General features: G+C 71.6%; 14 protein-coding genes, 2 tRNA genes and 2 pseudogenes. 9 read left to right on the top strand and 9 right to left on the bottom strand.

Annotated elements, in window-relative coordinates:
- Positions 1 to 34: 34 nt before the first annotated feature.
- The 3 genes from ORI94_RS35455 to ORI94_RS01540 form a co-directional block, all read right to left on the bottom strand.
- Positions 35 to 652 (bottom strand): hypothetical protein, encoded by a 618-nt coding sequence (locus ORI94_RS35455; protein ID WP_416237749.1) that lies wholly within the window; start codon positions 650 to 652, stop codon positions 35 to 37.
- A gap of 77 nt (positions 653 to 729) precedes the next feature.
- On the bottom strand, positions 730 to 1,470 hold the full coding sequence (locus ORI94_RS01545; RefSeq protein WP_266071845.1) for a response regulator transcription factor: 741 nt from the start codon (positions 1,468 to 1,470) through the stop codon (positions 730 to 732).
- Positions 1,471 to 1,745: 275 nt separating this feature from the next.
- Positions 1,746 to 2,672, bottom strand: coding sequence for a DUF2797 domain-containing protein (locus ORI94_RS01540; RefSeq protein ID WP_266071844.1), 927 nt, complete (start codon positions 2,670 to 2,672; stop codon positions 1,746 to 1,748).
- 169 nt (positions 2,673 to 2,841) lie between these two features.
- On the opposite strand from ORI94_RS01540, the gene ORI94_RS01535 reads away from it, so the two are divergent.
- The gene (locus tag ORI94_RS01535; RefSeq protein ID WP_266071843.1) at positions 2,842 to 3,276 is read left to right on the top strand and encodes a hypothetical protein; all 435 of its coding nucleotides are present in this window, start codon (positions 2,842 to 2,844) and stop codon (positions 3,274 to 3,276) included.
- Positions 3,277 to 3,306: 30 nt separating this feature from the next.
- Positions 3,307 to 3,852, top strand: coding sequence for a potassium channel family protein (locus ORI94_RS01530; RefSeq protein ID WP_266071842.1), 546 nt, complete (start codon positions 3,307 to 3,309; stop codon positions 3,850 to 3,852).
- Between the two features lie 66 nt (positions 3,853 to 3,918).
- Here the strand turns inward: ORI94_RS01530 and ORI94_RS01525 are convergent.
- Both ORI94_RS01525 and ORI94_RS01520 read right to left on the bottom strand, forming a co-directional pair.
- Positions 3,919 to 3,991: transfer RNA gene (locus ORI94_RS01525), tRNA-Arg, on the bottom strand.
- Between the two features lie 189 nt (positions 3,992 to 4,180).
- Positions 4,181 to 4,271: transfer RNA gene (locus tag ORI94_RS01520), tRNA-Ser, on the bottom strand.
- Positions 4,272 to 4,665: 394 nt separating this feature from the next.
- On the opposite strand from ORI94_RS01520, the gene ORI94_RS01515 reads away from it, so the two are divergent.
- Positions 4,666 to 9,294, top strand: coding sequence for a PAS domain-containing protein (locus tag ORI94_RS01515; protein ID WP_266071841.1), 4,629 nt, complete (start codon positions 4,666 to 4,668; stop codon positions 9,292 to 9,294).
- A gap of 190 nt (positions 9,295 to 9,484) precedes the next feature.
- On the opposite strand, the gene ORI94_RS01510 is transcribed toward ORI94_RS01515, so the two are convergent.
- The 3 genes from ORI94_RS01510 to ORI94_RS01500 all read right to left on the bottom strand — a co-directional run bounded on the left by ORI94_RS01510 (position 9,485) and on the right by ORI94_RS01500 (position 12,671).
- A complete protein-coding gene (locus ORI94_RS01510) occupies positions 9,485 to 11,140 on the bottom strand; it encodes a long-chain fatty acid--CoA ligase (protein WP_266071970.1) in 1,656 nt (551 codons plus the stop codon).
- Positions 11,141 to 11,276: 136 nt separating this feature from the next.
- Positions 11,277 to 11,837 carry a SigE family RNA polymerase sigma factor gene (locus ORI94_RS01505; RefSeq protein ID WP_266071840.1) on the bottom strand — a complete coding sequence of 187 codons (561 nt, stop codon included), beginning with the start codon at positions 11,835 to 11,837 and terminating at the stop codon, positions 11,277 to 11,279.
- 525 nt (positions 11,838 to 12,362) lie between these two features.
- Positions 12,363 to 12,671, bottom strand: coding sequence for a hypothetical protein (locus ORI94_RS01500; protein WP_266071839.1), 309 nt, complete (start codon positions 12,669 to 12,671; stop codon positions 12,363 to 12,365).
- Positions 12,672 to 13,028: 357 nt separating this feature from the next.
- Between ORI94_RS01500 and ORI94_RS01495 the strand changes: the two are divergent.
- The 5 genes and pseudogenes from ORI94_RS01495 to ORI94_RS01475 all read left to right on the top strand — a co-directional run.
- Positions 13,029 to 13,869, top strand: a pseudogene (locus ORI94_RS01495) (bifunctional DNA primase/polymerase).
- Between the two features lie 86 nt (positions 13,870 to 13,955).
- The gene (locus tag ORI94_RS01490) at positions 13,956 to 14,387 is read left to right on the top strand and encodes a hypothetical protein (protein WP_266071838.1); all 432 of its coding nucleotides are present in this window, start codon (positions 13,956 to 13,958) and stop codon (positions 14,385 to 14,387) included.
- Positions 14,388 to 14,430: 43 nt separating this feature from the next.
- The gene (locus ORI94_RS01485) at positions 14,431 to 14,970 is read left to right on the top strand and encodes a DinB family protein (protein WP_266071836.1); all 540 of its coding nucleotides are present in this window, start codon (positions 14,431 to 14,433) and stop codon (positions 14,968 to 14,970) included.
- A gap of 336 nt (positions 14,971 to 15,306) precedes the next feature.
- Entirely contained in the window at positions 15,307 to 15,507 is a 201-nt protein-coding gene (locus ORI94_RS01480) for a hypothetical protein (RefSeq protein WP_266071834.1), read from the top strand.
- Between the two features lie 581 nt (positions 15,508 to 16,088).
- Positions 16,089 to 16,257: pseudogene (locus ORI94_RS01475) on the top strand (GntR family transcriptional regulator); the annotation flags it as partial.
- Positions 16,258 to 16,755: 498 nt separating this feature from the next.
- On the opposite strand, the gene ORI94_RS01470 reads toward ORI94_RS01475, so the two are convergent.
- Complete coding sequence (locus ORI94_RS01470; RefSeq protein WP_266071832.1) at positions 16,756 to 17,097, bottom strand: hypothetical protein; 342 nt, start codon at positions 17,095 to 17,097, stop codon at positions 16,756 to 16,758.
- Between the two features lie 291 nt (positions 17,098 to 17,388).
- Between ORI94_RS01470 and ORI94_RS01465 the strand changes: the two genes are divergently transcribed.
- Complete coding sequence (locus ORI94_RS01465) at positions 17,389 to 17,907, top strand: HAD domain-containing protein (RefSeq protein ID WP_266071830.1); 519 nt, start codon at positions 17,389 to 17,391, stop codon at positions 17,905 to 17,907.
- Positions 17,908 to 17,984: the final 77 nt, after the last annotated feature.

The raw sequence follows: 17,984 nt of genomic DNA, 5'->3' as shown, positions 1-17,984 counted from the left end.
CTGCCGGCGTCTGCCGGCGCCCGCTGGGCGAGCGTCAGCCGTCGGCCTTCCGGGTGAGGTCGTAGAAGGTGGCCGGGTCTGCCGTCACCTCCTCGGAGTCCTCCTCCGCCCAGGACGCGATCTGCGAAGAGGTACTGGAGTCACCGGAGTCGTCGTCTTCGCCCGTACCTCCGCCCGTACCGCCGCCCATGCCACCGCCGGCGACGAAGTAGTGGATCCTCCCTTCCGCCACGTACTGCTGGAACTGTGCGAGGGTCGGCGAGGGGTCGGTGCCGTTGAAGCCGCCGATCGCCGTCACGGGATCACCGGTCGCCAGTTGGTGGCTCGCGGCGTTCTGGGCGCCGGTGAGCGGCTCGGCCTCGGGCGTCGTGAACCCGTTCTCCTCCTTGGAGGTGCTGACGATCCCGTCGGTCACCCGGCCGTCCCCGACGGTCGCACCGATGGTGCCGATGCCCTGCGGGCCGACCACGACGAATTCGAGCGGGTCCCGGTCGTCCAGGTGCTGGGGCCGCGGGCCGCCGTCGTCGGGCCCGCCGACGGCACGCGTCGCCACCTCGTGCACCTGCCCGTCCAACTGCCCGTACAGGTGCGAGCGCAGGGCCAGCGTCGTCACCGTGCCGATGACCGTGCACACCACGGCGATCAGCACCACGGACGCGACGACGAGCCGGGTCCGGAGTGTGCGCGGTGTGCCCGCTCTCCGCCGTGGACGCGGCCGTCGCCGTCCGCTCACGACACCGCGGGCTTGATCAGGTACCCGGCGCCGCGCCGGGTGTGGATCATCGGCTCCCGGCCGGCGTCGATCTTCCGGCGCAGATACGAGATGTACAGCTCGACGACGTTCGCCTGCCCGCCGAAGTCGTAGGACCACACCCGGTCGAGGATCTGCGCCTTGCTGAGCACGCGCCGCGGATTGCGCATCAGGTAGCGCAACAGTTCGAACTCGGTGGCGGTGAGGTGGATGCCCACCCCGCCCCGGGTCACGTCGTGGCTGTCCTCGTCCAGCGTGAGGTCACCGACGACCAGCAGGGACTCGGACCGGCGGTCGGCGGCGCCGGAACGCCGGATCAGCCCGCGCAGCCGCGCGACGACCTCCTCCAGGCTGAACGGCTTGGTCACGTAGTCGTCGCCACCGGCGGTCAGGCCCGCGATACGGTCCTCGACCGCGTCCTTGGCGGTGAGGAACAGGACGGGCACGTCCTGGTGCTCACGGCGCAGCCGCCCGAGCACGGACAGCCCGTCCATGTCCGGCAGCATCATGTCCAGGACGACGGCATCGGGCCGGAACTCGCGCGCGGCCCGGACGGCGCCCCGGCCGTCCCCCTCGCTGCGGATCTGCCAGCCCTCGCAACGCAGGGCCATGGACAGCAGTTCGGTGATCGACTGCTCGTCGTCCACCACCAGTACGCGGACGGGGCTCCCGTCCGGCCTCAGCAGTTCGGTGCGCCCCTGGGGCGAGGTCGTGGTCATGCTCCACACCCTCGCGGGGACCTCTGAGAGCGCCCTTTCGCAAATCTGTGTTCTCCCTGAGAATCCCGGTGCGCGACGAGGGAGCGCGCGTTTCAGCCGGTGCTGTCGGCGAGGCCGGAACTGCCTCCGAGGCCGCCGGCGCGCCCGCGCCCTCTCCCTCCCCCGCTCCCGCTTCCGTTGTCGTTCTCCCGCAGGCCGGAGAGGCGGGCCGCGTTGTCGTGGCACACCACCCGCAGCCACGCCGGCCCGAGCCCGGCCGCAGGCACCGGTCCGCATCAGAACAACCCGTCCTGCACCCCCGCCCCCTCGCCGTCCCCCCTCGCCCCTCCGGCGCCCTTCGCCCCCTTCGGGTGCCTCACCGGAAGATCGAACGCCCGCCCCTCGCCCGGCACGAGCCCCCACCCACCCAGCAACCGCGTATCGAGCACCACGACGTCGGCCCGCTCCCCACCCGCCGGCACGACACGCAGATGCAGATCCGGGCCCGCCGCGGCCACCAGCTCCCCGCTCACCGCGCCCCCGGCGACCAGCTCGCTCACCTCCCCCAGCACGGCCGACGCCCCCGCCAGCCCGAACGCCCGCACGTGATCGACGGGCCGGAAAGGCTCCCGGGCCAGCGACTCGGGCCACCCGGGCAGAGCGCCCGCCCGGTCATGCAGCTCCGCAAGCTCGGCCGCGCGCTCCCCCTCCGTGTCCGGAAGCACCGCCCGCACCGCACGCTTGTCGGCGTACGGAATCCGGTCGGGCACCCGGAGCGCGGCGCTCAGCAGCGCCTCGGTGCGCCGGGCCGCCATCAGCGGCCCGGTCCCCAGCCAGCTGAAGCAGACCGCGCCCTGCTCCAGCAAACGCGCCGGGCCCCGGGCCACCCCGGTGATCCCGACCTTGACCGCCCCCGGCCCGAACCACGCCAGATACACCCGGTACGGCCGCGGATCGTCCGCAACGGTGTCGGCGGCCACGGAGTGCGCCCGGTCCAGCCGCGCGCACTCCTCGCAGCGCGCTCCCGTACTCCGCGCCGACACCACCGCGCCGAGCGGACACGTGTGCCCCCGCGCCCCGACACAGGTCCGTACGCTCCCCTCCTCGACCGCGAAGGCCACTCGTTTCCCCCAAGGCAGGGCGGTGCGCCGCCCGCCCTCCCACACCAGCACGGGACCGTCCGCCGACCAGCGCAGCCCCGAGCATCTCCATACCTGTGCCATCTCCGACGAGAGTAGGGGCGGGCACCGACAACGCCCCGCTTCCACTCCCAGTCCGTCCGCACCGAGGTGTCGAGGTGCCAAGCACCCCCCGTGGTGCGAACCTGGAGGAGGCGCCGTGCACCTCGGCGCCCGCTCGGGGCCCGCTCGGGGACAGCCGGAAGGGCGACACATGGCTAGCAATGTCGGCGGAACGCACCACCGGGCCGACTGGGAGTCGCGCAGTGCCTGGGCGACGAGCTGGACAGCGGCCGCGGCGGTACTGATGACCTTCGGCGGGATCATGGCGATCTTCCAGGGCATCGCGGCCATCGCCGAGGACGACGTCTTCGTCACCACCAGCAACTTCACCTACGCCTTCAGCCTGACCGGCTGGGGCTGGGTACACCTGATCCTCGGCGCCCTCGTCCTGGCCGCCGGGCTCGCCCTGTTCAGCGGGGCGGTCTGGGCCCGCGTCACGGGCATCGCGCTGGCCGGCATGAGCATGATCGCCAACTTCGTGTGGCTGCCCTACGCGCCGGTCTGGTCGATCGTCCTCATCGTCATCGACGGCTTCATCATCTGGGCCCTGTGCTCACCACGCCGCGAGACGGCGCCCCCGACCTAGGAACACCCCTCCGGGCATCCTCCCCACCCCATGGAAAACAGCGAGAAGAAACCCCCCACGGTATCGAGCAGGCTGTGGTGCCGGCTCGCCCAGACAGCCGGCGCGGCCGGTCTGGTCACCGCCTACTTCCTCCTCCCCCTCGACCATCTGGGCCCCCGCCGGCCCGGCCTGAGCTGGACCCTCTTCGGCCTGTCACTGGGGGTCATCGCCGCCCTGCTGCTCCAGCAGATCGGCCACGTCCTGCTCGGCCACCCGCACGCCCGGCCCGGACTGGTCATCCCCCTGCTGATGTGCCTGTCCATCCTGGTCTTCGCGACGACCTACCAGGCCCTGGCCCAGCGCCCCGGCGAACTCGTCGGCCTCGACACCCGCCTGGACGCCCTCTACTTCACGCTGGTCACCCTCGCCACCATCGGCTACGGCGACATCACTCCCCACGGCCAGGCGGCCCGCATGGTCGCCATCCTCCAGATCTTCTACACCTTCGTCTTCCTCACCGCGGCGGCCACCGCCCTGAGCCGCCAACTCCAGACCACGCTCCTCCGCCGCAGAGCCGACCACGAGCACACATCCTGATCCGCCCGGTCCCGCTCCCAGCACGCAAGAGCCCCGCCGGTTCAACCGGCGGGGCTCTTGTTCCTGTGCACTCGGCAGGATTCGAACCTGCAACCTTCTGATCCGTAGTCAGATGCTCTATCCGTTAAGCTACGAGTGCGTGTTTTTCAGTTTTCTCGCCGCTCCCGGCCCTCTGCGGGCTCGCTCGCGGCGACAGGAAGAACATTACATGACCGCCGCCGCCATGTGAAATCCGTTTGGCCCACCCCTTGTGGCCTGGGAAGACAGCAGTTCGGGCCGGGCGCACGACGAAGCCCCGGCCGGATGGGCCGGGGCTTCGCAATCGGTGCGGAGGCGGAGGGATTTGAACCCTCGATGGGCTTTAAGGCCCAAACCGCATTAGCAGTGCGGCGCCATAGACCGGACTAGGCGACGCCTCCGTGCACAACATCCCTCGCGCGAGCGCGGTTCAGTGGTGCGTGCCGATGATGACACAGTCCTGCGTGGTGTCACCAATCGCCCCCTACGGTACTAGGCGCGACGGCCGCAGAGCAAAGCTCCTCCGGCAAGCGCGTGGCGGGCGCGTCGTCGCCGTCACCGGGCAGGCCGGACCACGTGGAGGTCCCACAACGTTTCGGGGTGCGGCGGGCCGGGCCGTGGCCGGTGACGGGCGGCGGAGGCGTTACATCACCGTCACGTTACGTGCGACCTCGGTCTCATCCGGCGTCGCGAGCGCAACCCCAGCCCTTAGACTCCCTCGCGTGACACGTTGAGGGCCGGTCGGCAAGATGGCCCGACCGGTCGGCACGCAGCGGAACAGGAAGGAAGCGTCTCGTGAGCAGCAGGCCATCCCGAGGCACTGCTCGCCTCGCAGCCATACTGGACGCGCTTCCGGACGCCTTGGTGCTGGTCAACGCCAACGGGACGGTCGTCAACGCCAACAGCATCGCCCTCGAGGCCTTCGAGACCCCGGGCACGGCACTGGTGGGGCGCGGGCTGCTCGACCTGCTGCCCGAGTTCGACTCCAAGCTCATCCCCGGCTCCATGCGCCGGCCCGACCACATCGACCCGCGGGCCCGTACCAAGCCGACGCGGATGGTCGCCCGGCGGACCGACGGGATCGAGTTCCCGGTCGAGGTCACCAGTGCGAACCTGGAGACCGGCCAGCAGGCCTACGACAATTACGGCTACACCGGCGACGAACTGCTGATGCTCGTCGTACGCGATCTGTCCGGCACCGTGGACACCGAGGCCGAGCTGGCGCGTTCGCAACGGCAGACCGAGATGATCCTGCGGGCCGCCGCCGAGGGCGTCGTCGGGACGGACACCGACGGGCGGATCGTCCTCGTCAACCCGGCCGCCGCCCAGATACTGGGCTACCGCGCCAGCGACCTCGGCGGACGTGAGCTGCACACCCTCGTCCTCCACTCGCGCGCCGACGGCTCCCCGTTCCCGTACGGCGAGTCCCCGCTCGCCGACACCCTGCGCTCCGGACGCAAGCACCGGGTGCGCGGGCAGGTGCTGTACTCCAAGAGCGGCGACAAGGTGGCGGTCGACCTGACGACCGCGCCGGTACGCGACGGCGACCAGCTCGTCGGCGCCGTCATGACCTTCACCGACCGGCGTCCGTACGACACGCTCCTCAAGGAGAAGGAAGCGGCCGAGCGGCAGCACGCCGAGGAACTGGAGCGGCTCGCCGAGGAGCACGCCTCCGAGCTCACCGCCCTGCGCCAGAACCACGTCCGCGAGCTGGAGGAACTGCAGGAGGCGCACACCGAGGAACTCGCCGCGAACGAGGAGCGGTACGCCGCGCTCGGTGAGCGGGAGAAGGACCGCTTCGAGGCCCTCACCGGCCGGCACGAGCAGCTGCTGACGCTGCTCGGGCAGTCCCTCAGGAGCCCGCTGGAGGAACTCCGCCGCGACCTGGCCGCGCTGGCCGCCGACGACGCAGGACAGCTGTGGCCCGAGGCCAACCAGGTGCTCCACCACCTGTCGGCCGGCTACTCCCGGATCACCACCCTCATCGACAACGTCCTCGGCTTCCAGCGGCTCGACTCCGGGACGGAGGCGATCACCCGTACGAAGGCGATGCTCGACGCCGTCGTCGCCGCCGGTGTCGACGGGGCCGTGGAACTCATCGGGCCCGGCCGGGTGCAGTTCGCCGTGCACGCGCCGCCCATCGAGGCCGAGGTCGACGCGCGGCTGCTCGCCACCGCCCTCGCCCATCTCGTCGCGGATGTCGCGGGCGTCGACGCCACCGGCAACACCCCCGTTTCGGCGGGCGGTTACCTGGACAACACGGTCGTGGTCGCGGCGGCACAGCGCGGCGAGGTCGTACGCATCGAGGTGCGCGGGCCGTACAGCGGCGGCGACCCGGTGCACGAGCCGGTCGTACGCGGGATCGTACGGGCGCACGGCGGGGTACTGCAGACGCACGAGGTACCGGGGATGAGCGGCAGCGCGTTCGTCCTCGAGGTGCCCATCGGGGCCGGTGCGGGTGTCGTCGCCGCAGGCCAGCCGCCTGCCCAGCTCGCGCTGCCCGCCGGAGTGCCGGCGGGCGAGGGGCCGGGCGCGGCACCGGCGCCGGGAGCCGTGCCAGGTGCGGCTCCGGCCGAGGGGGCTGCCGCTGTCGCGGGCGGGCAGCAGGGTTCCGGTGGCGGACGGCGGAGGGCCCGGCGGTCCTCGGTGGACGCGTTCCTGGACAGCGAGGTGCCGGGAGCCGACGACGGTTCCGAGGCCGGTACGGACGCCGCGGCACCCACCGGCCGGCGCAGGCGCCGGGCGGCCTCGGAAGCCGCGGAGCCCGTACAGCCCGCGCAGGCTCCGGCTCAGCCGTCCGGCGGGACCGGACGGCGGCGCGGCCGGCCGGCCGAGGGCGCGGAGGCCGCTGCTGCCGCTGTCGTCCCGGGTACGGGTACGGGTGGGGCCGTCGGTGCGGTCGGTGCGATCGGCTCCGGGGGCGGAGTGTCCGAGGGGGCCGTTGTCACGGCCGCCGAGTACGCGGCGGGGTCCGCCGCGTCGAACACCGGGCTGGGCGGGACCGTACCGCCGCAGGGCGTACCCGTCCCCGCCGGGGGGCAGCGTGCCCGGCAGGCCTCCGGTGAGCAGCACGCCCTGCCGCCCGCGTTGCCCGCGATGGGCAGCGGGGGCGGGACCGCCGGTGCCTCCCAGGGACAGGGGCAGGAGCCCGGCCAGGGAGAGGGGCAGCAGCCCCAGGGGGCCGGGCGACGCCGGCGTGCGCTTGCGGCGGCGACCGAGCGGGCGGCGGCGCAGGAGGCCGCGCCCCGTACGGTGTTCGCCCTGCCGCCCGCCGAGGCGGACCAGGGGGGCCAGGAACAGGCCAGGGCTGTCGGCGCGGTCGGGCAGAGCCCGGGGCAGGGCCCCGCGCAAGGACCGGAGCAGGGGCCGGCACAGGGCTCGGCTCCCGTGGCGGTGCCCGCACCGGCTGCCTCCGGGGACGCGCTGATCGACGGAGGGCGCCATGACGCCGTCCCGCACGACCAGCCCGACGATCACACTCCTCCGCAGCCGCACCCCACCAGTGCCCCGACCGGCCGCCGACGACGGGCCGCCGCCCAGCCGGTCGAGCAGGACGCGGCACCTTCACCGGCGCATACCGCTCAGGTCCAGGCCCCGGGGGCTCCGGTCCAGGCCCCAGGGGTTCCGGGGATTCCGGTCCAGGCTCCGGGGGTTTTGGCCGGAGGTGCCGCTCAGCCGGCTCCCGTACCGGTCGCACCGGTGCAGGGGACCGCCCCACAGGGAGCAGCCGTTCCGTCGGCTGTGCCGCCGGCCGTTCCGCCGCGGGGCATCACGGGGCAGGGGCACACGGCCGCCGTCCCGGGACAGCTGCCGCAGGCACAGGTGCCGGCACCGGCCTCCCACGACCAGCCGCAGGCGGCCTCCGCCGGACAGCCGCTGCCCCAGCCGGCAGCGCCGCCGCCCGCCCCCCAGGGGCAGCCCCCGGTACAGGAACAGGCGCAGCCCGTCGTCCCGGCCGCGGAGCAGCCCGCCGCCGTGGCCCAGCCGCTGCCCGCCGAGGCCGCACCCGGTCAGGGAACTCCGCCCCAGGGCACCCCGTCCGCGCAGCCTCCGTGGCCTGTCCCAGGTGGCACCTCCGGCGCCGGAACTCCCGTACCGCCGAACGGCATGCCGACGCCTGCGCCCGCACCGGCCGCCCCGCTGCCTCCCGAGAACGCGGCGCCCGCGCAACGGGCAGCTCAGCCGCTCCCCGTCGAGACGGCGGCACCGTCGGTGCCGGTGGACCCGAACTCGACCCAGGGGCGTGCGTTCAGCGTGCGCACGCTGGGGCAGGGCGTGCCGTTCACCCGGCAGGCCGCCCAGGCCCAGCAGCCGCTGCCGTCGGCCACGCCTCCCCCGCATCAGCCGGGCGGCTCGGGCCGCCGCCGCAAGCTCGGTACGCGCCCCGACCCGGCCACGGGCCAGGAGCAGAGCGCGCACCCGCACGCGGCGACCGGCTCCGCCCCCACCCAGCGGCAGGCCCAGGCAGCGCCCCCACAGCCTCAGCCGCAGCCCTCGTCACAGCCCCCGTCCCAGCCCCAGCACTCGATCGCCGGTCAGCCGGGGCAGTCGCGGCTCGCGCCCACGACCGAGGGCACGGGACGCTCGTACGCCATAGGAGCGCCGGATGCGGACGCGGCCGAGGGACCCGAGCCGCTGGACGGTCCAGGTGGGGCCGTCGAGGTGGCGGACCCCCCTCGTCCGCAGCCGATGGACGACGAACTGCCGCCCGAGCCCCTGGACAACCCGCGCCGGCTGCTGGTGTGGCCCGCGCCGGACGTCGCCACGCAGCAGGCGCTGAGCGACCGCGGCTACCGGCCGGTGATCGTGCACTCGCGCGAGGAGGTCGACGCCCAGATCGCGGCGTTCCCCGCCGCGCTGTTCGTGGATCCGCTGACCGGGCCGATCACCCGTACGGCGCTCCAGTCGCTGCGGACGGCGGCGGTGGCCGCCGACGTACCGGTGCTCGTCACGGCCGGGCTGGGGCAGGCGTCGCGCGATGCCGCCTACGGCGCCGATCCCGCGGTACTGCTGAAGGCCCTCGCGCCGCGGGACAGCGAGCAGCATCCGCCGCGGGTGCTGCTGGTCGAGGAGCACGCGGAGATCGCGCTCGCGCTGACCGGGACGTTGGAACGGCGCGGCATGCAGGTCGCGCGGGCCGCGGGCGACGCGGACGCGGTGGCGCTGGCGGGGCAGTTCCGGCCGAACCTGGTGGTGATGGACCTGATGCAGGTACGCCGTCAGCAGGCCGGGATCGTCGACTGGCTGCGGGCGAACGGGCAGCTCACCCGCACCCCGCTCGTCGTCTACACCGCCGCCGTCGACCAGGGGGACCTGCCGCGGCTGGCCTCCGGCGAGACGGTGCTGTTCCTCGCGGAACGCTCCACGAGCGACGAGGTGCAGGACAGGATCGTCGACCTGCTGGCCCGCATCGGCACCAACTGAGGCGCCGGGTCCGTACCGGGTCCGTACCGAGGGTGCCGTGCCTTCCCTCCGGGCGCAGGCCGTGCGCGGCCCCGCGTACACCGGCCCGGCGCACACCGGCCCCGCGCACGTCGGTCCGGTGCCCGGCCGACGTATGCGGGGCGCGTCATGGTGCGTCCGGCGCGCGAAGGGGTGCGCGCGCCGGAGCGCGTCAGAGCTGGGTGATGTCCAGCGTGCCCTCGGCGTACCGCCTGCGCAGCACCTTCTTGTCGAACTTGCCGACGCTCGTCTTCGGCACCGACTCGATCACCGTCCAGCGCTCGGGCAGCTGCCACTTGGCGATCCTGCCCTCGCCGGCGAGGAACTCGCGCAGCGTGGTGAAGTCCGCGGCGGAGCCCTCCTTGAGGACGACGGTGGCCAGCGGGCGCTCGCCCCACTTGTCGTCCGGGACGGCGACGACGGCGGCCTCGGCGACGTCCGGGTGGGACATCAGCGCGTTCTCCAGATCGACGGAGGAGATCCACTCGCCGCCGGACTTGATGACGTCCTTGGCCCGGTCGGTGAGGGTGAGGAAGCCGTCGGGCGAGATCGTGCCGACGTCGCCGGTCTTCAGCCAGCCGTCCTCGCTGAACTTGTCCGCGGGGCGCAGGGGTTCGGCGTCGGTGCCGTTGTAGTAGGCGCCGGCGATCCAGGGGCCGCGCACCTCCAGCTCGCCCGCGGACTCGCCGTCCCAGGGGAGGCGTTCGCCGCCGGGGCCGGTGAGCCGGGCCTCGACCCCGGCCGGGAAGCGGCCCTGGGTCAGGCGGTAGGTGAACTCCTCGTCGGTGCCCACGGCGTGGGCCGGCGGGCGGGCGATGGTGCCGAGCGGGGAGGTCTCCGTCATGCCCCAGGCGTGGCAGACCCGCATGCCCATCCGGTCGAACGCCTCCATCAGGGAGGGCGGACAGGCAGAGCCGCCGATGGTGACCTGGGTGAGGGAGGAGACGTCCCGCGGCTTGGCCAGCAGTTCGGCCAGCAGGCCCTGCCAGATGGTGGGGACGGCGGCGGCGTGGGTCGGACGCTCGCCCTCGATCATCTCGGCGAGCGGTGCGGGCTGCAGGAAGCGGTCCGGCATCAGCATGTTGACACCGGTCATGAAGGTGGCGTGCGGCAGACCCCAGGCGTTGACGTGGAACTGGGGGACCACCACCAGTGAGGTGTCCTGGTCGGTCAGACCCATCGACTCGGCCATGTTGACCTGCATCGAGTGCAGGTAGATCGAACGGTGGCTGTAGACCACTCCCTTGGGGTCCCCGGTCGTGCCCGACGTGTAGCACATGGCCGCGGCGGCACGCTCGTCCAGCTCGGGCCAGTCGTAGGCGGTGGGCTTCCCGGCGATCAGGTCCTCGTACTCGTGCACCCGCACCTGTGCCTGCGCCGCGGCGTCCGCCAGCGCGGAACGGTCTCCGGGGCCGGACACGACGACGTGCTCGAGCGACTTCAGGTGCGGCAGCAGCGGAGCGAGCAGCGGGACCAGCGAACCGTTGACCAGGACCACCCGGTCGGCGGCGTGTTCGACGATCCACACGAGTTGCTCGGCCGGAAGGCGGAGGTTCAGGGTGTGGAGCACCGCGCCCATGGAGGGGATCGCGAAGTACGCCTCGACATGCTCGGCGTTGTTCCACATGAGGGTCGCGACCCGTTCGTCGCCGGTCACTCCGAGATCGTCGCGCAGGGCGTGGGCCAGCTGCGCCGCGCGGGTGCCGATCTCCGCGTAGGAACGGCGGTGCGGCTCGCTCCCGCCGGTCCAGGTGGTCACCTGTGACGTGCCGTGGATCGCCGCCCCATGGGTCAGGATCCTCGAGATCAGCAACGGTACGTCCTGCATGGTGCTCAGCACGGCGTCCTCCCGGGCGACATTGCCTACGCGGCGGTAACGGATGTGCTGATTCTGCGCACATACCGCGCGGTATGTCACTAGAGGAGCGGATGATCGATCACATACCGCGAAACGACATTTCGGTTCAGGACCGAACAAGCTCCAGCTCAGCGTCGTCCCGCAGCTTGCCCAGCGCCCGCGACACGGCCGACTTCACCGTTCCCACCGACACGCCGAGCACCTCGGCCGTCTGCACCTCACTGAGGTCCTCGTAGTACCGCAGGACGACCATGGCACGCTGCCGCGCGGGCAGCCTCATGATCGCCCGCCACATCGCGTCACGCAGCGCCTGCCGCTCGGCCGGGTCGTCGGCCGCGGACACCGGGTCCGGCTCGGGCAGCTCCTCACAGGCGAACTCGTCCACCTTCCGCTTGCGCCACTGCGACGTCCGGGTGTTCAGCAGCGCCCGGCGCACATAGCCGTCGAGCGCACGGTGGTCCTCGATGCGCTCCCAGGCGACGTACGTCTTGGCGAGCGCGGTCTGCAGCAGGTCCTCCGCGTCGCTCGAATTCCCGGTCAGGGACCGGGCGGTACGCAGGAGCGCCGGCTGGCGGGCCCTCATGTACGACGAGAACGACGGGTACGGGAGGGTCTGCGTCACTGGAGCAGCGGCGTCCGAAGCGCTGGTGCAGACGGGTGTGGTCATGGCTCAACGCTATGAGCGGGGCGCGTCCGGCGGATCGGCCGCAGGTCCCGAAGCCGCGTCCCCCTCAGGTTGTAGGGGGAGCGTCTGCTGCACCTCCTGAAGGTGGACGAGCGGTGGAGAGCCCCTGCGGGTTCGCCCCTGGGGAAAGCACACCGGCACCCCGGGGCCTCCCCCGCGCCCCGAGGGCCCCCCGTCACCCCGGGCGCCCCCCGCGCCCTGAGCGCCGAGGCCGGCACGCCCACACCCTCCCCCCACGAGAGCTGCCTCTCGTGCGACTTCACCGCGCCTCGAACGCATCCGACGCCCCAACCCCCCGGCGGCTCCCTCACCCCCTCTCCGTCGACCCCGCTCACGCGCCCCCTTCGCCGTCCCGCATCGCCTCCCCCTGCGCCCTCCTGCGCCCCTTGCGAACCCGCCCCCGCGAGACGTGTGCGCGGCGACACCGGAAGACCGACGCGCACACGCCCCGCACCCCACGAAGCACGCCCCGCACAACCGCCAGAGGGCCACTGCCCCCTCACCTCATCACCACAGCGGGGTGAAGCTGATCGCCACGTTGTCGTTGCCCTGGCTGACGGCCGTGAACGCGGATCCGTTGACCTGGGCGGTGTCGCTCTGGTTCGAGGCACCGGAACCGACGGCCTGCTGCTGCGAGGTGGCCGAAGTGCCGAAGTTGTCCCCGTCCACGCCCGATGCGGCACTCGCGGCCGTGGCACTCGAGCCGTCCTCCGCGAGAGCACCGCTGTCCGCCGCCGCGACACCGGTGAAGAGGGCTACCGCCAGCGGCAGGGCGGAGACGGCGGCGATGACGCGGGCGGTACGGATGCTTGCCATGTCGTGTTTCCTCCAGAAACCAGGGACGCACCGGCTCATGACCGCGTGTGCCCGATGTACGGCTTTCACCAGGGAAGTTGGCCGACCGCCCCGGGCTGTACTCGACGTCGCAAGATCAGGATTGCCCACCGGATCCCCGTGAACCACCCCTGAAGACATCATTCGCACGCAAGCGTGAGGACAAGTCGATAAACCCCTACCCGCCCCCTAATCCGCCCCCTCCGCCCGACAAGACACCTCCACACCAAGTCCCACAAGAGGTGAAGCGTTCCGGCACTTTTTCCGCCAGCCATGCGAACCCCGGCGCGACACCCCGCCCCCCTTCCCTTGTTCGAACGTAGGTACGAAAATAAAAGCATGGCCACCACCGACCGGCAGGCCACGACGCCGGCCCTCGCGCACGCCCTGTCCGCCGCCGAGCGCGGACTGGCCGTCCTCCCGCTGTCCCGGACGAAACTCCCCGCACTGCGTTCTCCGCACCACGACGAACCCGCTCCCCGCCCCGGTCCCACCACCCGCTGCCGTGGCGAGTGCGGCCGCTTCGGACACGGTGTCCACGACGCCTCCACCGACCCCGCCCGCATCCGCGCGCTGTTCGCCGCCGCCCCCAGGAGCACCGGTTACGGCATCGCCTGCGGCCTGCCGCCGCACCACCTGATCGGCGTCGACCTGGACACGAAGAGCAGCGCCGACTCCTCCGCCGCCCTGCGCGAACTGGCCCTGCGCCACCTGTTCACGATCCCCGCCACAGTGGTCGTCCTGACCCCCAGCGGCGGCCGCCACCTGTGGCTCAGCGGCCCGCCCGACGTCGTCGTCCCCAACCCGGCGAGCCGGCTCGCCCCCGGCATCGACATCCGGGGCGCCGGCGGCTACCTGGTCGGCCCGGGCTCCCGTACGGACCACGGCACGTACACCGCCACCCCGGGAACCACTCACCTCGCCCCCGCCCCGCGCCCACCACCCCGCACCTCCGGCAGCCGGCGGCCACGGGCAAGGACTCGTCCAGTTCGTCCTCGCCGCACACCAGGGCCGGCGCAACACCCGCCTGTTCCGGGCGGCCTGCCGCGCCTACGAGGACGGCATCGGCCCCGCCCTGGTGGCCCCCCTGGTCGAGGCGGCCCTCAGCACCGGCCTGCCCGAACGCGGGGCCCGCGCGACGATCGCCTCGGCAGCCCGCATGACAGGCCGCCACCCCTGACAACAAGGCACAGCCCGCCCCGCGTTCTTTTTCTCCCCGCGAAAAACCGAAAGCCCCGGATGCACCACCGTCCTAGAGTGCCCACCATGTCACTCACGCGCGTCGTCCTCGCCTCAGGCCGCTCGGTCGACCTCTCCGAACTGCGGATGTCGTCGACGTACGGCGGCATGCTCGAGGGCTACCCGTGCAAGCCCCTCAACGACCGGAAGATCACCTCGGCGTTGCGGTCCGCCGAAGACGCCTTCCCCGGAACCCCGGTCCACCTGGTTCCGCCCCCGCGCGAGCACCCGGACCAGTACGCAGGCGCCTTCGGCCCTGTGGAGGTCATCCCCGCCGTGACCTGCCTGGGCCACTTCCGCTCCGAGGCCCTCGACCCCGCCCGCGACCGCGCCCTGTACCGCTCCCGCCTCACCGTCGTCTGGTTCCAGCCGGCCGCCCACGTACCGTCGGGCCACGACACGGAGCCCGCGCTGCAGGAGGTGCCCTGGGAACGACTGGCCGAGGACGAGGAGGTCTGACCGGTCTGACCGCACACCCCGCACACCCCTGGAAAGCCCTCGAATGAACACCCCCGCCCCTGTGTCGCGAACAGAACTGCTGCGATGGCAGTTCGAACTGACCTGGTCCCTGTTCGAGTACCACCTGGAGCGACTGGAGCCGGACGACTTCCTGTGGGAGCCCGCCGCCCACTGCTGGACGATGCACCGTTCCGCCGACGGGACCTGGGTACCGGACTGGGCGGAGACCGAGCCCGACCCCGTCCCCGTCCCCACCATCGCCTGGATCAGCTGGCACATCGGCTGGTGGTGGAGCGTGACCCTGGACCACGCGCGCGGGCGCCCGCCCCGGGAACGGACCGACATCACCTGGCCCGGCGAAGGGCCGACGACCGTCCAGTGGTTGCGCGACCTGAGGACGGAGTGGCTCACGACCCTGAACAGCCTCACCGACACCGGCCTGGACACCAGGGCGCCCTTCCCATGGCCGGGGCCGGACGCCTCGGCGTACACCCTGGCCCACACGATTGCCTGGGTGAACACCGAGCTCCTGAAGAACGCAACAGAAATCGGCCAACTCCGTCTGCTACGAGCGGCCTCCTGACCGCATATCCGCACACGCCGACCGGAAAGTGGGCGGAGCTGCCGGTATGACGTCTGCGTCTTTCGCTTGGGCCGCGGTCCGACGGAGGCGGGTCGGCCAGTACCCACCGTCGACGAACGTGGCCCGCCCCAGCTCAGGGGTGGACCACCGGTCCCCTTCGGTCTCGACGCGCTTTCCGGCCGGCCGGACACAGACGTCGTCGGCCTTGAATGCGCGATGTCGTCAGGGCGGTTCACACAGGCCGGTGACGACGAAACCCTTTGAGGCTTTCCCGTTTCCAGCACGCAGCCTGATACGATCCGTCATCAACTCGTCACCCAGCGTAAGGAGATGAAAATGATTCGTCGCGTCGCCATTGTCCTCACCGGCCTTGTCACCGCGGGATTCTTCGCCGTGGGTACCTCGGTCGCCGCACCCACGGACTCAGGGCCTCAGCCTCAGGAGGCCTCGCAGGAAAAGGCCGGTCTCGACTCCACGGGTAACGTTCTCGGCTCCCTCATCGGCGGCATCAAGGAGACATTGGGGCAAGGCCTCTGACATCACCTCGGCAACGCCGAAAAAGGCGGCCAAAAAACTCCCCGATCCCGCGCACACGCATTGCCCCACCCGCGCGCCTCGTGGCGTTCTTCGGCCGCCTCTGCTCGATCTGCCCATAGGATCCCTTTCACGCCTCCGCGCCGACTCCACGACCGCACCGAAGTACTGCCATCCCTCCACTTCGATCACCTGCTCGGACGCGAAGAGGCCCAAGGTCGGCACAGCCGCATCCAGAAGACGCCGGGCGGTTCCCGGTCCGTAGAGACTGAGACAGCTCCGGGCCGGGAAGCGCACCGCGGCTCCGGACTCGAAGCAGCAGCTCGAGACGACCCGATCCGAGTCCGGACGAAAGATCAGAGCCAGTCGGTGCCGCCGGTCCTCGCGGTGGAGGGAAAGCGTCAGGCGCCAGCCCTCATGGGCCGGCTTCGCCTTCTGCCGGACCGCCCCGTACCAGATGGTGTCGCCCACGACGAGGCGCCGGAGCTGTCGGCCCCTCTTCACCCGGACACAGCAAGCGCCCGCCCTGGTACGAGCGTGAGCATTCATGCCGGGGCCTGGCTCCGGCCCGTCGGAGTCGACCGGCCGGAGCGGACCCCGTGAACCTCGTGGCCGAGCGGCATCACCGTCAGCCATGCCGTGGAGCGGCCCGAGCCACGGCAGGCGACCGCTGAGGAGGCGTCGCTCGCGAGCATCCAGAAGAGTGCGCTGGTCACGCACATCCGGCGGACACATCCGGCGGACGTACCGCGGCACCCTGCCCCCTTCCGCACCCGATCGAGCGGGGGGCCACGGGGGAGACACGGTGATCAGCGGGCAGCACAACGGCCCCTGACCAACTACCCGGGTCAGAGGCCGTTCTCGCTGTTCTCAGCGCGGAGGCGGTGGGATTTGAACCCACGGTGACATCGCTGCCACGACGGTTTTCAAGACCAGCCTGATTCCCGCGGCCAGAGGGGCTTTGACCTGCGACTTAGGATGGTTCACTCGCTTGGTCCGGCCCATCTTGGCCAGAGGATGGCCGCGGAAGCTGGGTGAGTACCGCTCAGGCTGCCAGCTACGACTGGACGGCTAACCGCTACGGAAGGCCCGACGACCTCTTCGTCCCGAAGCAACCTGGGTGAGGGCTCTGCCTGGAACTGGTGCAGCTCTCACCTGCGCTGATGGTCCGCAGACGTCCGCGCTTGTTCGCCGTTGTGCGTGGGCGTTGTCACTCAGTCAGACACTCACACAGCGGACGTGGCACGAGCTTCAGTCGCCCGCGAACCACAAGTAACCTCCTGGGGCGGCCGCGCACTCTTCCAGCATCGTTGCGAGGTCGTCCAGTGCGGCGAGCTGACGTTCATCGCCGCATCTCTGCCTCAGACCGTGGATCTCCCGGAGGGCAGCTGCGGCCTCCTGCTCGTTCATCAACGTATCCCCGTACGGATCGACGGCAGTGAGCCTCCCCGGTACTCCAAGGAGCTGGAGTGAGCCGAGCGCATCGGCCAGCGCGTCGCCGTGTCCGTAGGAGCTTCGCAGAAGTGTCGCGCGGGACTTGCGCCAGTTGTTGCGAGTCGGCCGTGATGAGTGCAGCTCCAGATCAATCCCCATGCCTCATGATGCACACGCTGTGCCGCGGCACAGCCGCGACTGATCGAGGGCGGCCGTGTCCTGCGGCCACTCACATGGTCAAGGCTCTTCGCTCCCTCGCGGGTCTCTTCTTGCCCTGGGTCTTGCCGGGGATCTTGGTGACCTGGATTTTCCCTGCTCAGGAGCAGTGGTCCCGTGCGCCTGGTGGTCGTCGTTGGTCGTCATTGGCCGCTGTCGAGCGACCTCGGACGGCCCAGGGACGGCCCAGCAATGGGGGAGGCGCGCCCCTGCTACACCGGCTATCGTGCCGTCGTGACAAGCGCGACGGAGCGCCCCCTCCTTTTCCTCGACGTCGACGGTCCACTGGTCCCGTTCGGGGCGTCGTCCGGTCGCCCTCAGGCCGCTGCCGCCGACGTCTCGACGTTCGGCGATCAGGGAAACCCGCTGCTGACGCGACTCGACCCTGGGCTCGGATCTCGCCTCACAGCCCTGGGATGTCATCTCATGTGGGCCACGACCTGGATGGAGGAGGCGAACAAGGTCGTCTCCCCACGTATCGGACTGCCCAGGTTGCCCATGGTGGAGTGGCCCGCCTCCTACGCCGACAAGGGCCCGCGTGGCCTGCACTGGAAAACCCGTCACCTCGTCGAGTGGGCCAACGGCCGACCGTTCATCTGGGTCGACGACGAGATCAGCGCCATGGACCGCCTATGGGTCGACGCCAGTCATTCCGGGCCGTCACTGCTCCACCGCGTCGACCCGGTCAAGGGCCTCACGGACGCCGACTTCACCGCGCTCGCCGACTGGCTCCGCCTCGTCATACCGAGATGAGCACCGCTTTAGGAGAGCGGTGGGGCGAGTTGGTGCCTGACCTGCGGCATGCCGACTTCAACGGACGCGGGCTCGAT

Origin of the sequence: Streptomyces sp. NEAU-W12, from assembly GCF_026242095.1 — a bacterium.
Taxonomy (GTDB): Bacteria; Actinomycetota; Actinomycetes; order Streptomycetales; family Streptomycetaceae; genus Streptomyces.
The sequence above is the reverse complement of the archived record's forward strand: the minus strand, read 5'-3'. Positions and strand labels throughout refer to the sequence as shown.

Bases quoted from the DNA above. Each gene is read 5' to 3' on its own strand.
- ORI94_RS01545 (WP_266071845.1), bottom strand. From the start codon at position 1,470: ATGACCACGACCTCGCCCCAGGGGCGCACCGAACTGCTGAGGCCGGAC.
- ORI94_RS01540 (WP_266071844.1), bottom strand. From the start codon at position 2,672: ATGGCACAGGTATGGAGATGCTCGGGGCTGCGCTGGTCGGCGGACGGT.
- ORI94_RS01535 (WP_266071843.1), top strand. From the start codon at position 2,842: ATGGCTAGCAATGTCGGCGGAACGCACCACCGGGCCGACTGGGAGTCG.
- ORI94_RS01530 (WP_266071842.1), top strand. From the start codon at position 3,307: ATGGAAAACAGCGAGAAGAAACCCCCCACGGTATCGAGCAGGCTGTGG.
- ORI94_RS01510 (WP_266071970.1), bottom strand. From the start codon at position 11,140: ATGCAGGACGTACCGTTGCTGATCTCGAGGATCCTGACCCATGGGGCG.
- ORI94_RS01505 (WP_266071840.1), bottom strand. From the start codon at position 11,837: ATGACCACACCCGTCTGCACCAGCGCTTCGGACGCCGCTGCTCCAGTG.
- ORI94_RS01500 (WP_266071839.1), bottom strand. From the start codon at position 12,671: ATGGCAAGCATCCGTACCGCCCGCGTCATCGCCGCCGTCTCCGCCCTG.
- ORI94_RS01490 (WP_266071838.1), top strand. From the start codon at position 13,956: ATGTCACTCACGCGCGTCGTCCTCGCCTCAGGCCGCTCGGTCGACCTC.
- ORI94_RS01485 (WP_266071836.1), top strand. From the start codon at position 14,431: ATGAACACCCCCGCCCCTGTGTCGCGAACAGAACTGCTGCGATGGCAG.
- ORI94_RS01480 (WP_266071834.1), top strand. From the start codon at position 15,307: ATGATTCGTCGCGTCGCCATTGTCCTCACCGGCCTTGTCACCGCGGGA.
- ORI94_RS01470 (WP_266071832.1), bottom strand. From the start codon at position 17,097: ATGGGGATTGATCTGGAGCTGCACTCATCACGGCCGACTCGCAACAAC.